This window comes from Acidiluteibacter sp., assembly GCF_055129545.1.
This window is the reverse complement of the sequence record NZ_JBSRUB010000007.1, coordinates 117,043-132,512: the sequence shown is the minus strand read 5'-3', so window position 1 is coordinate 132,512 and position 15,470 is coordinate 117,043. Positions and strand designations below refer to the sequence as shown.

General features: G+C 37.9%; 16 protein-coding genes and 1 pseudogene. 3 read left to right on the top strand and 14 right to left on the bottom strand.

Annotation, left to right across the window (positions count from 1 at the left end):
• Positions 1 to 68 precede the first annotated feature (68 nt).
• From ACTB0X_RS03305 to ACTB0X_RS03265, 9 genes are all read right to left on the bottom strand, one after another.
• Positions 69 to 1,307 carry a pyridoxal-dependent decarboxylase gene (locus ACTB0X_RS03305; RefSeq protein ID WP_463023562.1) on the bottom strand — a complete coding sequence of 413 codons (1,239 nt, stop codon included), beginning with the start codon at positions 1,305 to 1,307 and terminating at the stop codon, positions 69 to 71.
• 10 nt (positions 1,308 to 1,317) lie between these two features.
• Positions 1,318 to 2,016 carry a sulfite exporter TauE/SafE family protein gene (locus ACTB0X_RS03300; RefSeq protein ID WP_463023561.1) on the bottom strand — a complete coding sequence of 233 codons (699 nt, stop codon included), beginning with the start codon at positions 2,014 to 2,016 and terminating at the stop codon, positions 1,318 to 1,320.
• A gap of 3 nt (positions 2,017 to 2,019) precedes the next feature.
• Positions 2,020 to 2,457, bottom strand: a complete 438-nt coding sequence (locus ACTB0X_RS03295) for a FixH family protein (protein ID WP_463023560.1) — start codon at positions 2,455 to 2,457, stop codon at positions 2,020 to 2,022.
• Complete coding sequence (ccoG, locus tag ACTB0X_RS03290; RefSeq protein ID WP_463023559.1) at positions 2,454 to 3,881, bottom strand: cytochrome c oxidase accessory protein CcoG; 1,428 nt, start codon at positions 3,879 to 3,881, stop codon at positions 2,454 to 2,456. Before ccoG ends, ACTB0X_RS03295 begins: the two co-directional genes overlap by 4 nt.
• Positions 3,882 to 3,912: 31 nt before the next feature.
• Positions 3,913 to 5,070, bottom strand: a complete 1,158-nt coding sequence (locus ACTB0X_RS03285) for a cbb3-type cytochrome c oxidase N-terminal domain-containing protein (protein WP_463023558.1) — start codon at positions 5,068 to 5,070, stop codon at positions 3,913 to 3,915.
• Entirely contained in the window at positions 5,067 to 5,282 is a 216-nt protein-coding gene (locus tag ACTB0X_RS03280; protein WP_463023557.1) for a CcoQ/FixQ family Cbb3-type cytochrome c oxidase assembly chaperone, read from the bottom strand. The genes ACTB0X_RS03285 and ACTB0X_RS03280 overlap by 4 nt, the downstream gene beginning before the upstream one ends.
• Before the next feature lie 12 nt (positions 5,283 to 5,294).
• Positions 5,295 to 7,439: a cytochrome-c oxidase, cbb3-type subunit I gene (ccoN, locus tag ACTB0X_RS03275; protein WP_463023635.1), complete on the bottom strand. Its 2,145-nt coding sequence runs from the start codon at positions 7,437 to 7,439 to the stop codon at positions 5,295 to 5,297.
• 11 nt (positions 7,440 to 7,450) lie between these two features.
• Positions 7,451 to 7,642, bottom strand: coding sequence for a cbb3-type cytochrome oxidase assembly protein CcoS (gene ccoS / locus ACTB0X_RS03270; protein ID WP_463023555.1), 192 nt, complete (start codon positions 7,640 to 7,642; stop codon positions 7,451 to 7,453).
• Positions 7,643 to 7,721: 79 nt separating this feature from the next.
• Positions 7,722 to 8,258, bottom strand: coding sequence for a cysteine dioxygenase (locus ACTB0X_RS03265; protein WP_463023554.1), 537 nt, complete (start codon positions 8,256 to 8,258; stop codon positions 7,722 to 7,724).
• Between the two features lie 967 nt (positions 8,259 to 9,225).
• Here ACTB0X_RS03265 and ACTB0X_RS03260 point away from each other — a divergent pair.
• Positions 9,226 to 9,606, top strand: a pseudogene (locus ACTB0X_RS03260) (GxxExxY protein).
• Positions 9,607 to 9,622: 16 nt separating this feature from the next.
• Positions 9,623 to 10,096, top strand: a complete 474-nt coding sequence (locus ACTB0X_RS03255) for a hypothetical protein (protein ID WP_463023553.1) — start codon at positions 9,623 to 9,625, stop codon at positions 10,094 to 10,096.
• Positions 10,097 to 10,207: 111 nt separating this feature from the next.
• On the opposite strand, the gene ACTB0X_RS03250 is transcribed toward ACTB0X_RS03255, so the two are convergent.
• The 4 genes from ACTB0X_RS03250 to ACTB0X_RS03235 form a co-directional block, all read right to left on the bottom strand.
• A complete protein-coding gene (locus ACTB0X_RS03250) occupies positions 10,208 to 11,830 on the bottom strand; it encodes an ice-binding family protein (protein WP_463023552.1) in 1,623 nt (540 codons plus the stop codon).
• A gap of 86 nt (positions 11,831 to 11,916) precedes the next feature.
• Entirely contained in the window at positions 11,917 to 12,666 is a 750-nt protein-coding gene (locus ACTB0X_RS03245; protein ID WP_463023551.1) for an ice-binding family protein, read from the bottom strand.
• A gap of 276 nt (positions 12,667 to 12,942) precedes the next feature.
• Complete coding sequence (locus tag ACTB0X_RS03240) at positions 12,943 to 13,806, bottom strand: sigma-70 family RNA polymerase sigma factor (protein ID WP_463023550.1); 864 nt, start codon at positions 13,804 to 13,806, stop codon at positions 12,943 to 12,945.
• 94 nt (positions 13,807 to 13,900) lie between these two features.
• Positions 13,901 to 14,320 carry a hypothetical protein gene (locus ACTB0X_RS03235; protein WP_463023549.1) on the bottom strand — a complete coding sequence of 140 codons (420 nt, stop codon included), beginning with the start codon at positions 14,318 to 14,320 and terminating at the stop codon, positions 13,901 to 13,903.
• Between the two features lie 122 nt (positions 14,321 to 14,442).
• On the opposite strand from ACTB0X_RS03235, the gene ACTB0X_RS03230 reads away from it, so the two are divergent.
• Positions 14,443 to 15,189, top strand: a complete 747-nt coding sequence (locus tag ACTB0X_RS03230; protein WP_463023548.1) for a TerB family tellurite resistance protein — start codon at positions 14,443 to 14,445, stop codon at positions 15,187 to 15,189.
• On the opposite strand, the gene ACTB0X_RS03225 is transcribed toward ACTB0X_RS03230, so the two are convergent.
• Entirely contained in the window at positions 15,190 to 15,420 is a 231-nt protein-coding gene (locus tag ACTB0X_RS03225; protein ID WP_463023547.1) for a hypothetical protein, read from the bottom strand.
• Between the last annotated feature and the right edge of the window lie 50 nt (positions 15,421 to 15,470).

Genomic DNA, 15,470 nt, shown 5'->3' with positions numbered 1-15,470 from the left:
ATTTTTAGAAATGCAATAATTCAAAAATTATATGATAATTGAAAAGATTCTTCTGAAAAACTTCAAATTTACTTCACCAATTGACCTTCAACTTCGTCTAAAAATTGATTCAAGAATTCATATTTCACGTGAGACATCACTACAATTTTCCACCAAGATGGACGAGTTTCATAAGTGTCCGCAACTAATTCATATTTCATAGCTACTTGACTCGGAATTTCTCCTGCCTTTATAGTGACAATGTTTAAGTAAGGATTTCTGAAATAGTGAATTCCCATATTATCTAATCGGCCACACAAATAGTTGGTTCGATCAATTAGTTCATCCATTTTAGCTTTCCAACCCTCAGAGCCATAGTTCATCAACAACATCCAAATCACAACGGCATTTGCACCGCTTCGGCTTCCACAAATGGTAAAATCCAACCCTGGAACATACTGCGCTTCATCTGTTGCTACGTATTGCATAAACCCTTTTCGGATTAGGAAGATTCCTGTACCATAAGGAGTTTGCAACATTTTATGACCATCAATAGAAATAGAACTCACTCTTGGGTTGGCAAAATTGTGTTGGCTATCCAGATTGGTAAAAGGATATATAAAACCTCCAAAAGCGGCATCTAAATGCAATTTAAAAACTAGATTGTTGGCATCCAAAAAGTCCACTACTGGATCTATATCATCTACTGAACCAAATAGAGTAGTGGAAACATTAAGCACCACTATAAAATACTTCACACCATTTTCTCTTGCTGCCAGTACTTTCTCTTCTAGTTTAGCAGGTATAATTTGTCGGGTTTCATTGTCTACTGGCACCAAAATGGATTGTACTTGAAGCAAATCACTTCCTTTGGCAATGGAATAGTGGGTATCATTGGAATAGATAACCCCGATTTGATTAGTAGTGGCGCCGTACTCTTTTCTATAGTAGTTTCGATAGATCCACATCGCTTCCAAATTAGCCTCCGTTCCTCCTGTAGCTACATATCCGTCTTGCTGTCCTTTAGCTCCTTGAAAGATTTCTTCGGCACAGAGTTCGATCAATTCTCGTTCAATGCTTTGAGTCCCTTTGAAAATGTCTAATCCTTTGTTTCCCATGGTATGGCAACCAATATGATTGGGGTTGGCAATCATTGTTTTAAGGAAAGGGGCTTTTGCTAAAAAAGGGGCATCTCTATAAAACTCGTCTTCATCTAAATAAGTACCCGGGATTCCTAAAATTGGACTGGTGGCGTAGTTGCTGTTTCCTTCCAGAGCAGTTTCTACCGTTTTTAAAATGGCTTCTTTTGTTCGCGATTTCCAATACATAATCTTTTATTTAATGACACTCGATGAGCTGTGTCTCATGATCAATTTTTGGGCTTAAATATGGGATGTCAAGATTTAAACCTCTTATTATAAACAGGATTCCAATGGCTAAAACGAAAACTGGAATCACTTTTTTCACCTTGTTTCTGAAAGAGAATTGCATTCGATTTCCCAATATGGAAACACTCAGCATCAATGGCAAGGTGCCTGCACCAAATGCCATCATAAACAATCCTCCGTCGAAAGGGGTAGCCATGGCCAACGAACCAGCTACTCCCATATATACTAGGCCGCATGGCAGCAATCCATTTAATATCCCAATGGACCACAAATTAAAATTGGAAGTTCTTCCCAACCGTTTTCCTAAGCCGCTTTTTACTTTCCCTAACCAGCTGTTGAATGCAGGAAAAGAGTGCATTCTATTGGTGTAAATGGATGGAATAACGATACTCAATATCATTCCTATCCCGACCGCTATGGATAAAGTCTGCTGATATCCGGCTAACGCAAATCCTTTGCCCATTAATCCGAATAAACAACCAATGATAAAGTAAGTGAATAAACGTCCCGAATTGTACAATGTACTTCCTAAAATGATGGACGACAATCGGTCTCTTTTCATGGGTAATGCAAACGCAATAGGACCACACATACCAACACAGTGTAAGCTGCCCAAAAGTCCAATCAGAAATGCAGTCCAGTATTCCATTTTTTAGGGGATAATGATTGTTCTTTCTTCGTAATAGGATTTGTTACCAGCAGTCCAATCCATTTTTAGGACGTACTTTCCTTTGATAAATTTATCAAGCTGAATGCTTTGAGTATTTGATTTAGCCTCGATTTGTACGTCAAAATCTTTGGTCTCATCCGAAGGACGAAAACAGTTAATGGTGCCTGATGCTATCGACTCTGCGCTGTTTGGTAATACGATGTTTAACTGACCACCAGTAATATCAATCTTCAAATCTTTGTCTAAATTCATTGCCCTTTCAGTATCGTTGATTTTTTGTTGATACTTGATTTCTTGAGCGTAATAATCTTCAGTCACCAAATCAAAATTTTGATTGAACGCCATGTAGACCATTCCTAATGTAAAGACAACGAAAGTAGTATAGAATATGGCGATTTTTGTTCCCCAATTTATTTTCATTTTTTCTTACGTTTTACAGGAGCTAAAAATGATGTCTCCATGTCATCTAATACTTCACCTTCTTGGTTGATTATTTCAAATTCTATATCGGTCTTTCTATCGTTCAGTTGATCCATGTCTAGAATCAAGAAGAAACTCCCTTCCGTCATTGCTTCAGAAGGAATAATTAGACTTTCATGTCCAATGATTTCTATTTTGCCGTCCATTCCTTTTAAACGAATGATGGCAGGAATAGAGTCGTATGTTTTGTTGATGATCTTATAGTTGTATAGATTACTGATTTTATTATCAGGTCGTTTTTGGTATTGTTGACCAGTAGCTTTTAGAACGGTGGCATCCACTTCAGAACGACTGAGCAATAGAAATCCAACAACAGTAAGGATAATGGTTAAAACCACAGTGTAAGCAATGGTTCGAGTCGACCAAATCTTCTTTTCTTTGTTCACGATTCCTTCTTCAGAATCATATCGAATCAATCCTTTTGGCAAACCAACGCCTTCCATCATTTCGTCACAAGCATCGATACAAGCGGTACAGTTAACACACTCTAACTGGGTTCCATTTCTGATGTCAATTCCCGTAGGACAAACATTCACACACTGATTACAATCAATACAATCTCCTTTATTGGCTTCAGTTCGGTCTTCGTTCTTTTTGAATTTTCCTCTGATTTCACCTCGAACATAATCGTAAGCCACCACAATTGAATTTCGATCGAGCATTACGCCTTGCAATCTTCCGTATGGACAAGCGACAATGCACACTTGTTCTCTAAACCAACTGAATACAAAGTAAAATACGCCAGTGAAAATCAAAATGGAAATTAATCCACCAATGTGATTAATAGGGGAGTCAGAGACTACTTGAAACCATTCTTCTGACCCGATGATGTACATCAAAAAGGTATTGGAAATGATGAATGAAATCAAAAAGAAGATACCGTGTTTTAAAACTCGTTTTCGAATCTTTTCATTTGTCCATTCACTGTCTTTTAAGCGCCTTTGTTGTTTAAAGTCCCCATCTATCCAATATTCTATTTTTCTAAAAACCATTTCCATGAAAATGGTTTGCGGGCAAACCCACCCACAAAAAATACGACCGAAGACAACGGTAAACAGTACCACAAAGAGCACAAAACTCAACATAATCAAAACGAAGATGTAGAAATCTTGTGGCCAAAACACTTGTCCTAGTAATACAAATTTTCGCTCTAGGATGTTCATTAACAATAATGGATGACCACCAATTCTGATAAATGGTCCAGAGAATAAAAAGAGCAATAAAACAACGCTCACCCATGTGCGAGCGTTGGTATATTTTCCAGAAGGTTTTTTTGGACTGATCCAATGCCTTCCTCCAGACTCATCTATTGTAGCGATGGAATCTCGAAAAGACTGGTCCATGTATTCTTCTTTCTCTTTCATTGTCGTTTTTTTGAACTTCGTTCGTATCTATTTATTCAGTGACAGCTGCCACTTCACTTTTTTCTACAGCGTCCTCAGTTACTAGGGTGTCAGTAGGGATAGCCTCCACTTTTTCTTCTATCCAAATATCACCTTGAGGGTCTTTTGGGTTTGGAGGGTTAGATCCTTGAAGACTGATGATGTAACTGGCTAATTGTTGCATTTGTACTGGGTTAAACTGACTTTGCCAAGCAATCATCCCTTTAGCCGGTACACCGTATTTTATTGTTGAAAAGATATTGCTTATTCCACCGCCGTTAATCCAATACTCATCCGTTAAGTTTGGTCCAACAAGACCTTCAGCCAAAGCGCCGTGACAAGTGACACAGTTTCCCTTGAAGATGTTTGCTCCTGTAGTAATGTCATCTAAATCAACTAATAGTGTGATATTATCTTCCGTGATTTGTTCACCACCGCTCTCCAAAGCTTCTGCTTTTGCTTCAGAAGCAGCTAGCATTTCAGTTTCATACTCTTCAAGTTGCAATGCGCCACTTCCGGTTACGTGATATCGAATCAAGTATACAAATGCAAAAATGATGGTTCCGTAGAACATGTACTTCCACCAAGGTGGCAAGTTGTTGTCCAGCTCTCTAATGCCATCATAGTCGTGATCCAACATGACGGTAGCTTCTTCTTCAACAGGCACTCGATCCACTAATTTGCTACCGATGGTATCAAAAATACTATTCATTTCATCTACCGTGAAATCATCACCTCTTTTGTATCGAATCATCGTTTTCAATGATCGAAATAAAATCGCAATGATTAGCGCTAAGAATGCTATAGTTGTAATCAATGTCCAAAACAACACATTACTCATCACGAATGGGGCAGAATCAGTCGCTCCATTTTGAGCATAAGCACTCAGGCCACCGCCTGCTAGCACTAATACTGCGATGGCTTTTATGGTTTGTTCTGCATTGGCCGATTTTGATTCTGGCGTTTCAATCTTTCCGATACTTGCGATACTTTGTCCGATAGCATGGATGATGAGGAGCAACAATAAAATGACTCCCAACAACAATGAAAGTAGAAATGCATCAGAAATTCCTGCATTGACAGCCACCGCATTTTCTGCTGCGAAAACGCTTACTGGTGCTAAACCTATAGCCACAACCGTCAGTATGGTTTTTATAGTTTGCTTTTTCATGGTTTTTTAGATTCTTTGGTTAGGTAATTGGTTGTTTCGTTTTCTTCGTTCTCAAATGGCAATGCAGAAAGCATGCTCACTTCAGACTTTTTCATTCTGCCTACCCAAAAGAAGAGGCCAATAAAAAAGAGGAAGAAAATGATGAAGGAAATAACAGGGTAGATGCCTATCCCTGCTATTGTGTCCATATTGTGTTTGATAAATTTTAACATGATCTCAGTTTTTTATTGTCCAGTTTTTGTTGTTTCAATATCTCTTCCCAATCGTTGCAAGTAGGCAATTAAGGCTACTATTTCTCTATCAGGACTAACTTCGAAACCATCTTCTTCCAATAAACCCCTCATTTCTTCAACGATTTCATTGGCTTGTTTCATTACATCTGCATTCGCTCTTTCAGGATAATCTTCTTCGTAAGGAACGCCCAACGTAATCATGGCTCTGATTTTAGCTGCAGTTACAGTGGTGTCATAGTTCTTATCCAACAACCAAGGGTAAGCCGGCATGATAGATCCATCAGATACACTTCGAGGATCGTATAAGTGTTTGAAATGCCAAGAGTGTGGCTTACGTAGTTTGCTACTTCCTTCTCTTGCCAAATCTGGACCGGTACGCTTAGATCCCCACAAAAATGGATGATCGTAAACAAATTCACCAGCTTTAGAGTACTCACCATATCGTTCTGTTTCTGATCTAAATGGTCGAATCATTTGGGTATGACAACTCACACAACCTTCTTGGATGTAAATGTCTCTTCCGTGTAATTCCAATGGAGTGTATGGTTTCACCGCTTCAATGGTTGGTATGTTAGATTTTACCAAGAAAGTAGGGACCATTTCTATAATACCTCCGATTAAAATCACTACTAAAGAGCCGATGAGCATCAATGTAGGTTTACGCTCTAATAATCTGTGCCAGTGTTCATCTTTGTGATTTTTAGATATTGGAGTCATTGGAGCAGCTTCAGCCGTTTCATTTCTTTCAAAAGAACCAGACTTAGCTGTTCTGATCAAGTTGTATACCATGGTTAATACTCCGATGTAGTACAACAATCCACCCACTGCTCGGTAAGCGTACATTGGCAAGATGTTGGTTACTGTTTCCAAAAAGTTTGGATACTTTAAGAAACCATCAGCAGTAAAGTCGTTCCACATTTGACTTTGAGCAAATCCTGCCCAATACAATGGAATGGCATAGAATAAGATTCCTAAGGTTCCAATCCAGAAGTGGAAGTTGGCTAATTTCTGAGAATACAATTTCGTTTTAAACAAGATTGGCCATAAATAATACAACATACCGAAGGTCAAGAATCCATTCCAACCCAATGCTCCAATGTGTACGTGTGCTACGATCCAATCTGTAAAGTGAGCGATGGCGTTTACATTTTTCAATGATAACATTGGTCCTTCAAAAGTCGACATCCCGTATGCGGTGATCGCAACTACCATAAATTTCAGTACTACGCTGTCTCTAACTTTATCCCAAGCACCTCTTAAGGTCAATAATCCGTTGATCATACCACCCCAAGATGGAGCTATAAGCATGATGGAGAAGACTACTCCAAGTGATTGTGCCCAATCAGGCAATGCAGTATATAATAAGTGGTGAGGACCAGCCCAAATGTATAAGAAAATCAATGCCCAAAAGTGGATAATTGACAATCGATACGAGAACACTGGACGGTTAGCTGCTTTTGGTACAAAGTAGTACATCAAACCCAAATAAGGGGTAGTGAGGAAAAAAGCCACCGCATTGTGTCCATACCACCATTGCACCAGTGCATCCTGAACACCTGCATACCAAGAGTAACTTTTTACAAAAGTAATAGGTAACTCAAAAGAGTTTACGATGTGAAGAACCGCTACAGTTACGAAGGTGGCGATGTAGAACCAAATGGCAACGTACAAGTGACGTTCTCTTCTTTTTAGGATAGTGGCGAATAAGTTCCATCCAAAAACCACCCAAATTAAAGTAATGGCAATGTCAATTGGCCATTCCAATTCAGCATACTCTTTTGAAGTGGTAATTCCCATCGGGAGCGTAATTACTGCCGAAACAATGATTAATTGCCAACCCCAAAAGTTGATTTTACTCAAGGTGTCGCTGTACATTCGAGTTTTTAATAACCGCTGAAGCGAATAATAAACTCCCGTAAAGATACCGTTACCCACAAAGGCAAAAATCACTGCATTGGTATGCAATGGTCTTATTCTACCGAAGGAAGTAAACTCGATGCCCAAGTTGGCAGCAGGATAAATAAGTTGCAGTGCGGCTAAAAGGCCCACCAGCATTCCAATAACGCCCCAGAATATGGTGGCGTTTCCAAAAAGCCTGACAATGTTATTGTCGTAGCTAAATTGTTCTTTTTGAATGGTTGTGTTCATTATTGATTAGATTTATCTGGTTGTTTTTGATTGACTGAATTCGTTTCTGTGGGTTTGTCGTCGAATAGCATTCTGACGGAAGGGGTATAGTCGTCATCGTATTGACCGGCTTTTACCGACCAGATAAAAGCCACTAAAAATCCGACGGCTACGATAAGGCTAACTAGGATAAGAATAATTAATACACTCATGGTTTAATAATTTACTCCAAAGTTGATACTACAAGGAAAGTTAAAAAATGATAATTGTCAGGTTTAAGTAAAAAACCTTCTAAAGGTCACAATCGTCTGATATGCTTGAATATGTTGGGTGAGAAGTTTCTATTTTTTTCAACTTAGGGTTGAAAATTTCCCATTCGGTGATTCTATCGATGTGTAAGTGGAGGCTGAAGGTACGTCCTTTAAATGAATTTCTTACACAATGAAAGCCCATGTCGTCATTTAAATAATAAAATGCTCCCGCTTTTACGGTAATGGAATTTAGTTTAGTGGCACTTTTTTCTTCTCTATTTACCGCATAAGTGTCTATTGTTAACTCTCCTTCTATGACCTGAATCCAACCTTCCTGAAAACTATAACTGTGAATAGGGGAGAGCTGCTTTTGTTCCCAACACATCAGCAATAATTCATATTCTTCGCAGGAGCTGATGCAGTTGCGGGTGTATTTATTCGCATCCCACTTGATGTAGGGCGTAAATTCTTTGGCAGGAATGTCCAAGGCTTTTAATATTTCCATATACCCGCCATAGCCAGGGCCGAGGTTAATGTTTTTGAGCAATTGATCGACTGTTTGAATGGATGGGATCATCGTTTATGGTTTTAATGTTGATTCGTACCAAATTTAAACCACCCTAAAAACAGATAAAATGATAATTGTCAGGTTTGTTGGAATACTTCAAAGATTAACTACAGAGACACAAAGCTATGCCTGCGCCAGTCAGGAACACAAAGGTGTGTATTAATCATGAGGTCTTGTATATAGAAAATGAAATTATAATAGGCCAATAATTGAGATAGAATGAGCATAAAGAACCTCTGTGAACTCTGTGGCTTTGTGGTGAAAAAATTGGGTAAAGCACATGAAGAAATAACCACAGAGACACAAAGAACACAAAGGGATGCTTATAATCAAGTACTTTAATAGTAAAGAAAGCTAAAGTATTAATCATTGAGAAGTTAGCGCAGTATAAAATCTCTGTGAACCCTGAGCCTTTGTGTTGAAAATAGGGTAAAGTACCTGAAAAAATAACCACAGAGATACAAAGAACACAAAGGGATGCTTATAATCAAGTACTTTAATAGTAAAGAAAGCTAAAGTATTAATCATTGAGAAGTCAGAGCAGTATAAAATCTCTGTGGCTTTGTGGTGAAAAAATTGGGTAAAGCACATGAAGAAATAACCACAGAGACACAAAGAACACAAAGGGATGCTTATTATCAAGTACTTTAATAGTAAAGAAATCTAAAGGATTAATCATTGAGAAGTCAGAACAGAATAAAAGCTCTGTGAACTCTGTGCCTTTGTGGTGTAAAAACAGGGTAAAGCACCTGAAAAAATAACCACAGAGACACAAAGAACACAAAGGGATGCTTAGAATCAAGTGCTTTAATAAAAGAAAGCTAAAGGATTAATCATTGAGAAGTCAGAGCAGAATAAAAGCTCTGTGAACCCTGAGCCTTTGTGGTGAAAAGATAGGGTAAATACGTGATAGAATAACTATAATGACATAAATAAATGCTGTATATTAGCACCTTAGAGATAACATAGAAAAGCCATGACTGAAAATGAAATTTCAAGGAAGATAATTGGTGCTGCAATTGAGGTGCATAAACAATTAGGACCAGGCTTATTGGAAAGTAGTTATGAAGTTTGCCTTGCCTATGAACTAAAGTAACAAGGATTAAGAATACAAACTCAGGTAGCTTTGCCTGTAGTATATAAAGAAGTAAAGTTGGAAGCAGGTTATCGGATTGATATTATAGTAGAAGGCAAGGTAATAATTGAATTGAAAGCAATTGATTTTCTTGCCGATATTCATACTGCTCAACTTTTAACATATTTAAAACTAAAAGAGTTAAAGCTTGGCTTGCTAATTAATTTTAATAACATAAGATTAACTGATGGAGTAAAACGTATACTAAATGGATATTTATAATTAACACTCAAACCCCATGCTCAAACTCCTACTCATTATTCTAACCACCATCTTTACCTTCAATTCTTATTCACAAACAAATGGAGGAGAAGCCTGTCAACCTTTATTATTAAACGATAGTTTATTTCAACTGCAGTCTGATTCTTACAATTTTGGTATTTCAACAAGCACCCATGTGCAAGGTATCCGGAGAGATTTAGTTAGCAATATCAATGACATTGTTGCCATTGAAGAAGACTGTTTGAAATTTAGAATAAACTATAGTTGCGGTTGTGGGGATAACGAAAAACGATTGGCCACTAACGGACTTTTGGTTAGAGATAACCAAGGACGAAGCTATTACGCTATAAAGTTTATTTTCTCAAACTACAACAAAGGCTGCCAGGCATTGTGCCACGATATTCTTTCGTTTGATATTTCTGAATTAAAAGATTCTTCAAAAATAGTATACTTGAAGTTCGATGAATTTGAAGATTTCATTGAGTATTGAAAGGGCTAGAGTAGGACTATAGTCTCATTAAACTATGCGTTATTAAAAAAGACTTGCAGCCCATCCTAGTGATGCACTTGAAAAGACTGCAAGTCTGTTAAAGTGATTTTACTATTCAGAGATTAATTTGCCTGATTGAATCACACTTCCATTATTCATGACTCTGTAAAAGTAGACTCCAGAAGGAAAGTTGGGCTCAATGGTAGTGACTTGTTTACTGATTTTTGTATCGAGTACTTTTGCTCCCAAATTATTATAAATGCTCAATTCACAGTTTTGAATGTGTGATGCATCATTTATTTGAATAGATGCAGTGCTTCGAAAGGGGTTCGGATAAATTGAAACCGTTGCTTTTTCACCATTTATTGTTGAAATACCAACAGTTGTACAATTGGTTGGAATCGCAGTCGCTGTTGCATTCATTGCAGTTGAAGTCAATGCTCCATTGGTTGTAAGCGCTCTTCCATCCAATACTACTCCTGTATTTAAAGCGCCCAATGCTCCATTGTTACAAATGATTGTACCTCTAAAAATGGAATAGTTGTTTATGCTCACTGCTCCTTCCACTTTCCAATACACATTTTTAGAAAGTGCGCCATTCATAAGAACTACTTTAGCATAGGTACTTGTTGATAATGCTCCATTAATCTGGATCACAAAAACGGCATTAGCATTCCCTTGGGCATTCAGGAAAAGGGTATCAGTAAAGGTGGCTGCTCCGCTCATCAAATAGGTATGTGGAGTCAACACCAAGTTTTTCCCAAAGTCGGCTGGGTACAATAATTCGATGTCCGGGGTAAGTGTGTTGACATAATTATAAGCCACTAATAAATCTGCTGCAGATTGCGCTGTAGAACCGTCAGGAATCAGGTGAACAGTACCAGACACCAATAAAGGATCAAAGCCAGTTGCAGATCCATTGTTGCTACCAACATCTCCAGTAACATTGGTGATTCCTGAATTAGAGACTGCACCATCAGATGAAAATATAGCGTAGCAAGCGGCAGCGCCTAAATTAGGAGCAGTAGGACCATTCAGTAAAGGACTTCCACAGCCGATCGGCATTTGGGTCAATACTCCATCAACCGTCACCGCCCCAGCAGTAGAAAGTGCTCTACCTTCTAGTTCAACTCCAGTATTCATCGTTATCGCAGCATTGTTAGCGATAACCGTCCCTCTCATAGTTGTTCCCGAAGCCATGCTTACTAAGCCTTCTACTTTCCAAAATACGTTGCAGGCTAATGCTCCATTAATCAAATTAATTTTTGAGGCAGCATTGGTCGACAAAGGACCTTGAATTTGAAAGATAAATACAGCATTTGGATTGCCTTGGGCATTTAAATTAAGGGATAAATTTAATGTGGTGGCAGATGAAATCGAATAGATTCCAGCAATTAAAGTATCTCCATTTCCTAAAAGTGGTGCTGGAAAGAGTGTTGGAATAGCATTATTTAATTGGTTATAAGCGATCAGTAAATCCGATGCGCATTGTGCACTCACTCCATCGCCATCGTGCATTTGGCCATTTACGTTTCCAAAGGCTGTGCTAGAGCCATTATTGGTTCCCACATTACCAGTAACTTGAGAAATACCTGAGTTGCTTACTGCTCCATTAGTAGTAAAGAGGACAAAATCTCTAGCTGTTCCCAGATTGGGTGCTTGCGCAAAACTATCTGGAGAAAATGAAAGGCTTAAAACTGTGATTATAATCGAATAAAGTATTTTTTTAATCATATTTAAAGGTTTATTGTTGGGAATAAATTTTCACAGCAGCCGAAAAAAGACGGCATTTCAAGAAAATCGAAATGCAATTTTTGATTTTATCTTACGATGGTATTGGCATCCATAGTTATGGAACCAGTTCTTGCCATGGCGCTTCCACCTAAAGTAGCTCCGGTATTGAACGAAATGGTTTCCATTACGATTACCACTCCCTTAAAAACAGAGGTAGTTCCAAAAGTAGCCGAGCTGCCCACTTGCCAAAAAATATTTGAAGGTAATGCTCCACCGGCCAAGATAACTTTACGTCCTGAAGTGGTGGTGAGTGAAGAGGCGATCTGGATCACAAAAACAGCGTTAGCATCTCCTTTTGCATCAAAAGTGACATCTCCTGAAGAGATTGCTAGGGAGGAAGTTGATTTGTATAGACCTGGAGTTAGTGTAAGTCCACCTATATTTCCTGAAAGGGTAACGATATCTGCAGCTACTCTTCCTGCGGCATCATTGTATGCAGCAGTAATGTCCCGCTTTGCTTGCTTGGCAAGCGTATCGTTAATGTGCAATGTACCATTTAACGTTCCTGGAGGAAAACCGCCAATTGAGGTTCCTGGACTTAGGCCCAAGTCGCCTGTGATGACAGTTGCTCCGGTATTGGTTACTTCTGCGCCACAAATCACCGCAAAGCTAGATGAAGCACCCAAAACAACTTTCGTTTGTTTGGTGGTTTGTATAGGGATTACTGTTGGATTTGAAGATCCATTTGGAGTTGGTTCATCTGTATCTTTCTTACAGGCAGAGATTAATGTAATAGTTGTTAATGCAACGACAGATAGTAGTTGGCTTATTCTCATTTTTGTTTTTTTATGTGTTGAATGAATTTTCAATTGTGCACAAAATTGAGAGCAATTACCGACGCTATGGTTACATAAAAAAAGAAATAGGTTACATAAATCACACATCAAAATCCTGTAAATATGTGGTTGAAATAAAAGGAAGTGGATTTAGATTCCGCTATCCAAGGAGGATGACATGCTTTCTAGGAAAAGTTAGGCAACTATAAATTTTTGGACATAAAAAAATCGCTTCAGCATTGCAGAAGCGATTGAAGAATCATTGATTCCTGTATTCTATAAGTAAGTCTGTAAGTTTGTTTGAGAAGAAACTCTTCTTAAACGTCTTAAGCCTCTTTCTTTAATTTGACGGATTCGTTCTCTTGTCAATCCAAAAGTGTTTCCAATTTCCTCCAATGTCATTTCACTTGAGCCACCTAATCCATAAAATAAACGGATTACTTCTGCTTCCATACCTTTTAGGTAAGAAAGAGTGCGCTCTAAATCTTTAGATAAAGATTCTTGCATCAATGAATCAGTAGGATCAGGAGTGTCACTGTTTTCCAATACACTAACTAAGCTATTGTTGTCGTCATCATTGCTCATTGGCGCATCGATAGAAACTTGTTTCTTCGACATTTTTAGTGACATTTCAACTTTAGCTACGTCCATTTCAGTTAAATCACTTAATTCGTCAGCTGTAGGCGTACGCTCGTTCTTTTGTTCGAACTCGTTAGAAGCCTTACTGATTTTTTGGATTTCACCTAATCTGTTGTGCGGTAAACGGATAGTTCTTGAATTGTCAGCTGCTGCTTTCAAGATACTTTGTCTAATCCACCAGACTGCATAAGAGATAAACTTAAACCCTTTGGTGTGATCGTAACGCTTTGCAGCCTCTATCAAACCTAAATTCCCTTCGTTAATAAGGTCTTCAAGGGTAAGTCCTGTATTTTGATATTGTTTAGCCACAGAAATCACAAAACGTAGGTTGGCTCTCACCAATCTGTTAAGTGCTCTCTCATCACCAGTCTGAATTTTAATCGCTAATTCTACTTCTTCTTCTGCGTTGATCATTTCTTCTTTAGAAACGTCTTGCAGATACTTTTCAAGCGATTTACTTTCTCTCTTGGTGATCTGTTGACTAATCTTTAGTTGTCTCATGGGTTATACCTTCTAAAAATGTTTAATGTAATATGACGTATAAAATCTAGCAATAATTGTACTAGATATTGTTTTTTTAAGCTTTTTTAATCTTTTAAATTCGAATCATTCTGATTTTCCCTTCAGAATCATCTTGTTTCCATATTGTTGGTTCAAAAATATGAGTCAAGTAACGACTGTATAATTTCAACCTTTTTGCACCTTCTTTGTCATCGTTTTCATTTGTGGGTTCCCCAGAAAATTCAAACTCTGTAATTTTAGGATGCCTCTCCTTATAGTAACGCACAACTTCCACTAAAGTTGCCATTACCCTATAAACTTCTCCTCGATTGGTCAATGAATACTCTTCTCCATCAAATTCATCATTCAATACTCCAAATACGATAGAAACATTAAAAATGTTCGTCGATTTTCTACCAAACTTTACTTCGTACCTCAATCCTGAGTCGCTGGTGAAGTAGAATGTAGAACCACTGTCGATAGTTGGGACTACTATTTTATAAGGAGTTAGCAATATCTGTCAATCAATTTGACTGCAAAGATAAAACAAATCTCCTTTTTTAAAAATTGTACAACAATTATTATGAGAACTCTTTACGCTTTGGTTATTTTTGCCCTCAACCATAAAATTAAATAATGGCAGGATATAGTAAATGGATCGCAGGTGGATTAGGATGGGCTTTTGGTGGTCCTTTAGGAGCAATACTTGGTTTTGCGGTTGGTAGCATGATTGATAAATCTTCTACTGAGGTAGATACAGAATTTTACCAAGGTGGAGAAACAAGAAGATCCAATCAAACAAGGACAGGAGATTTTAGCGCAAGTTTAATTGTGTTGGCAGCTGCTGTGATGAAAGCCGATGATAAAATTTTAAAAAGCGAGTTGAATTATGTTAAAGCTTTTTTCGTGCGTCATTTTGGAGAAGCCAAAACCAAAGAATTATTGGTGTTGTTAAAAAATGTACTCGATCAGGATATTAATGTGTATCAAATTGGGCAGCAAATACGATTGAATATGCGCCAAGCCGATCGATTGCAATTGTTGCACTTTCTATTTGGTGTAGCAGGAGCAGATGGAAACTATAGTGAATCGGAAGTCAATGTGTTGGATCAGATTTCATCCGCATTGGGAATTAATTCTTACGACTTTCAGTCGATTAAGGCCATGTTTATCAAAGAAACAGCAGGAGATTATAAAATCTTAGAAATTGATAAAAATGCTTCAGATGATGAAATAAAGAAAGCCTATCGAAAAATGGCGACGAAATTTCACCCTGACAAAGTGGCGCACTTAGGAGAAGATGTCAAGAAAGAAGCTGAGCAAAAGTTCTTAAGAGTGCAAGAAGCGTATGAGAACATTAAGAAGATGAGAGGAATAAATTAATTATAACTCTTCGTCTTTCCTTTCTTTTATAGCAGGTTTACTGACCGTATCTTGCTTCTCTTTAACCAAACTATAGGCAATTTGGAACAAGGAAAACTCATATTTTACAGTCGTTTGTTTTTGGCTTGATTTTTTAGGGCCTTCCATTGGCTTTGCATTGGTATTTGCTAGCGCAGGGGCACTGAAAAATAGTAAAATAGCGGTGGCAGGAATGATTAAATGCTTTTTCATTGTTGCACGGGTTTTTGTAGACCATAATATTACCATTTTTTATTCAACTT

Bases quoted from the DNA above. Each gene is read 5' to 3' on its own strand.
- ACTB0X_RS03305 (WP_463023562.1), bottom strand. From the start codon at position 1,307: ATGTATTGGAAATCGCGAACAAAAGAAGCCATTTTAAAAACGGTAGAA.
- ACTB0X_RS03300 (WP_463023561.1), bottom strand. From the start codon at position 2,016: ATGGAATACTGGACTGCATTTCTGATTGGACTTTTGGGCAGCTTACAC.
- ACTB0X_RS03295 (WP_463023560.1), bottom strand. From the start codon at position 2,457: ATGAAAATAAATTGGGGAACAAAAATCGCCATATTCTATACTACTTTC.
- ccoG (WP_463023559.1), bottom strand. From the start codon at position 3,881: ATGAAAGAGAAAGAAGAATACATGGACCAGTCTTTTCGAGATTCCATC.
- ACTB0X_RS03285 (WP_463023558.1), bottom strand. From the start codon at position 5,070: ATGAAAAAGCAAACTATAAAAACCATACTGACGGTTGTGGCTATAGGT.
- ACTB0X_RS03280 (WP_463023557.1), bottom strand. From the start codon at position 5,282: ATGTTAAAATTTATCAAACACAATATGGACACAATAGCAGGGATAGGC.
- ccoS (WP_463023555.1), bottom strand. From the start codon at position 7,642: ATGAGTGTATTAATTATTCTTATCCTAGTTAGCCTTATCGTAGCCGTC.
- ACTB0X_RS03265 (WP_463023554.1), bottom strand. From the start codon at position 8,258: ATGATCCCATCCATTCAAACAGTCGATCAATTGCTCAAAAACATTAAC.
- ACTB0X_RS03255 (WP_463023553.1), top strand. From the start codon at position 9,623: ATGCTCAAACTCCTACTCATTATTCTAACCACCATCTTTACCTTCAAT.
- ACTB0X_RS03250 (WP_463023552.1), bottom strand. From the start codon at position 11,830: ATGATTAAAAAAATACTTTATTCGATTATAATCACAGTTTTAAGCCTT.
- ACTB0X_RS03245 (WP_463023551.1), bottom strand. From the start codon at position 12,666: ATGAGAATAAGCCAACTACTATCTGTCGTTGCATTAACAACTATTACA.
- ACTB0X_RS03240 (WP_463023550.1), bottom strand. From the start codon at position 13,806: ATGAGACAACTAAAGATTAGTCAACAGATCACCAAGAGAGAAAGTAAA.
- ACTB0X_RS03230 (WP_463023548.1), top strand. From the start codon at position 14,443: ATGGCAGGATATAGTAAATGGATCGCAGGTGGATTAGGATGGGCTTTT.
- ACTB0X_RS03225 (WP_463023547.1), bottom strand. From the start codon at position 15,420: ATGAAAAAGCATTTAATCATTCCTGCCACCGCTATTTTACTATTTTTC.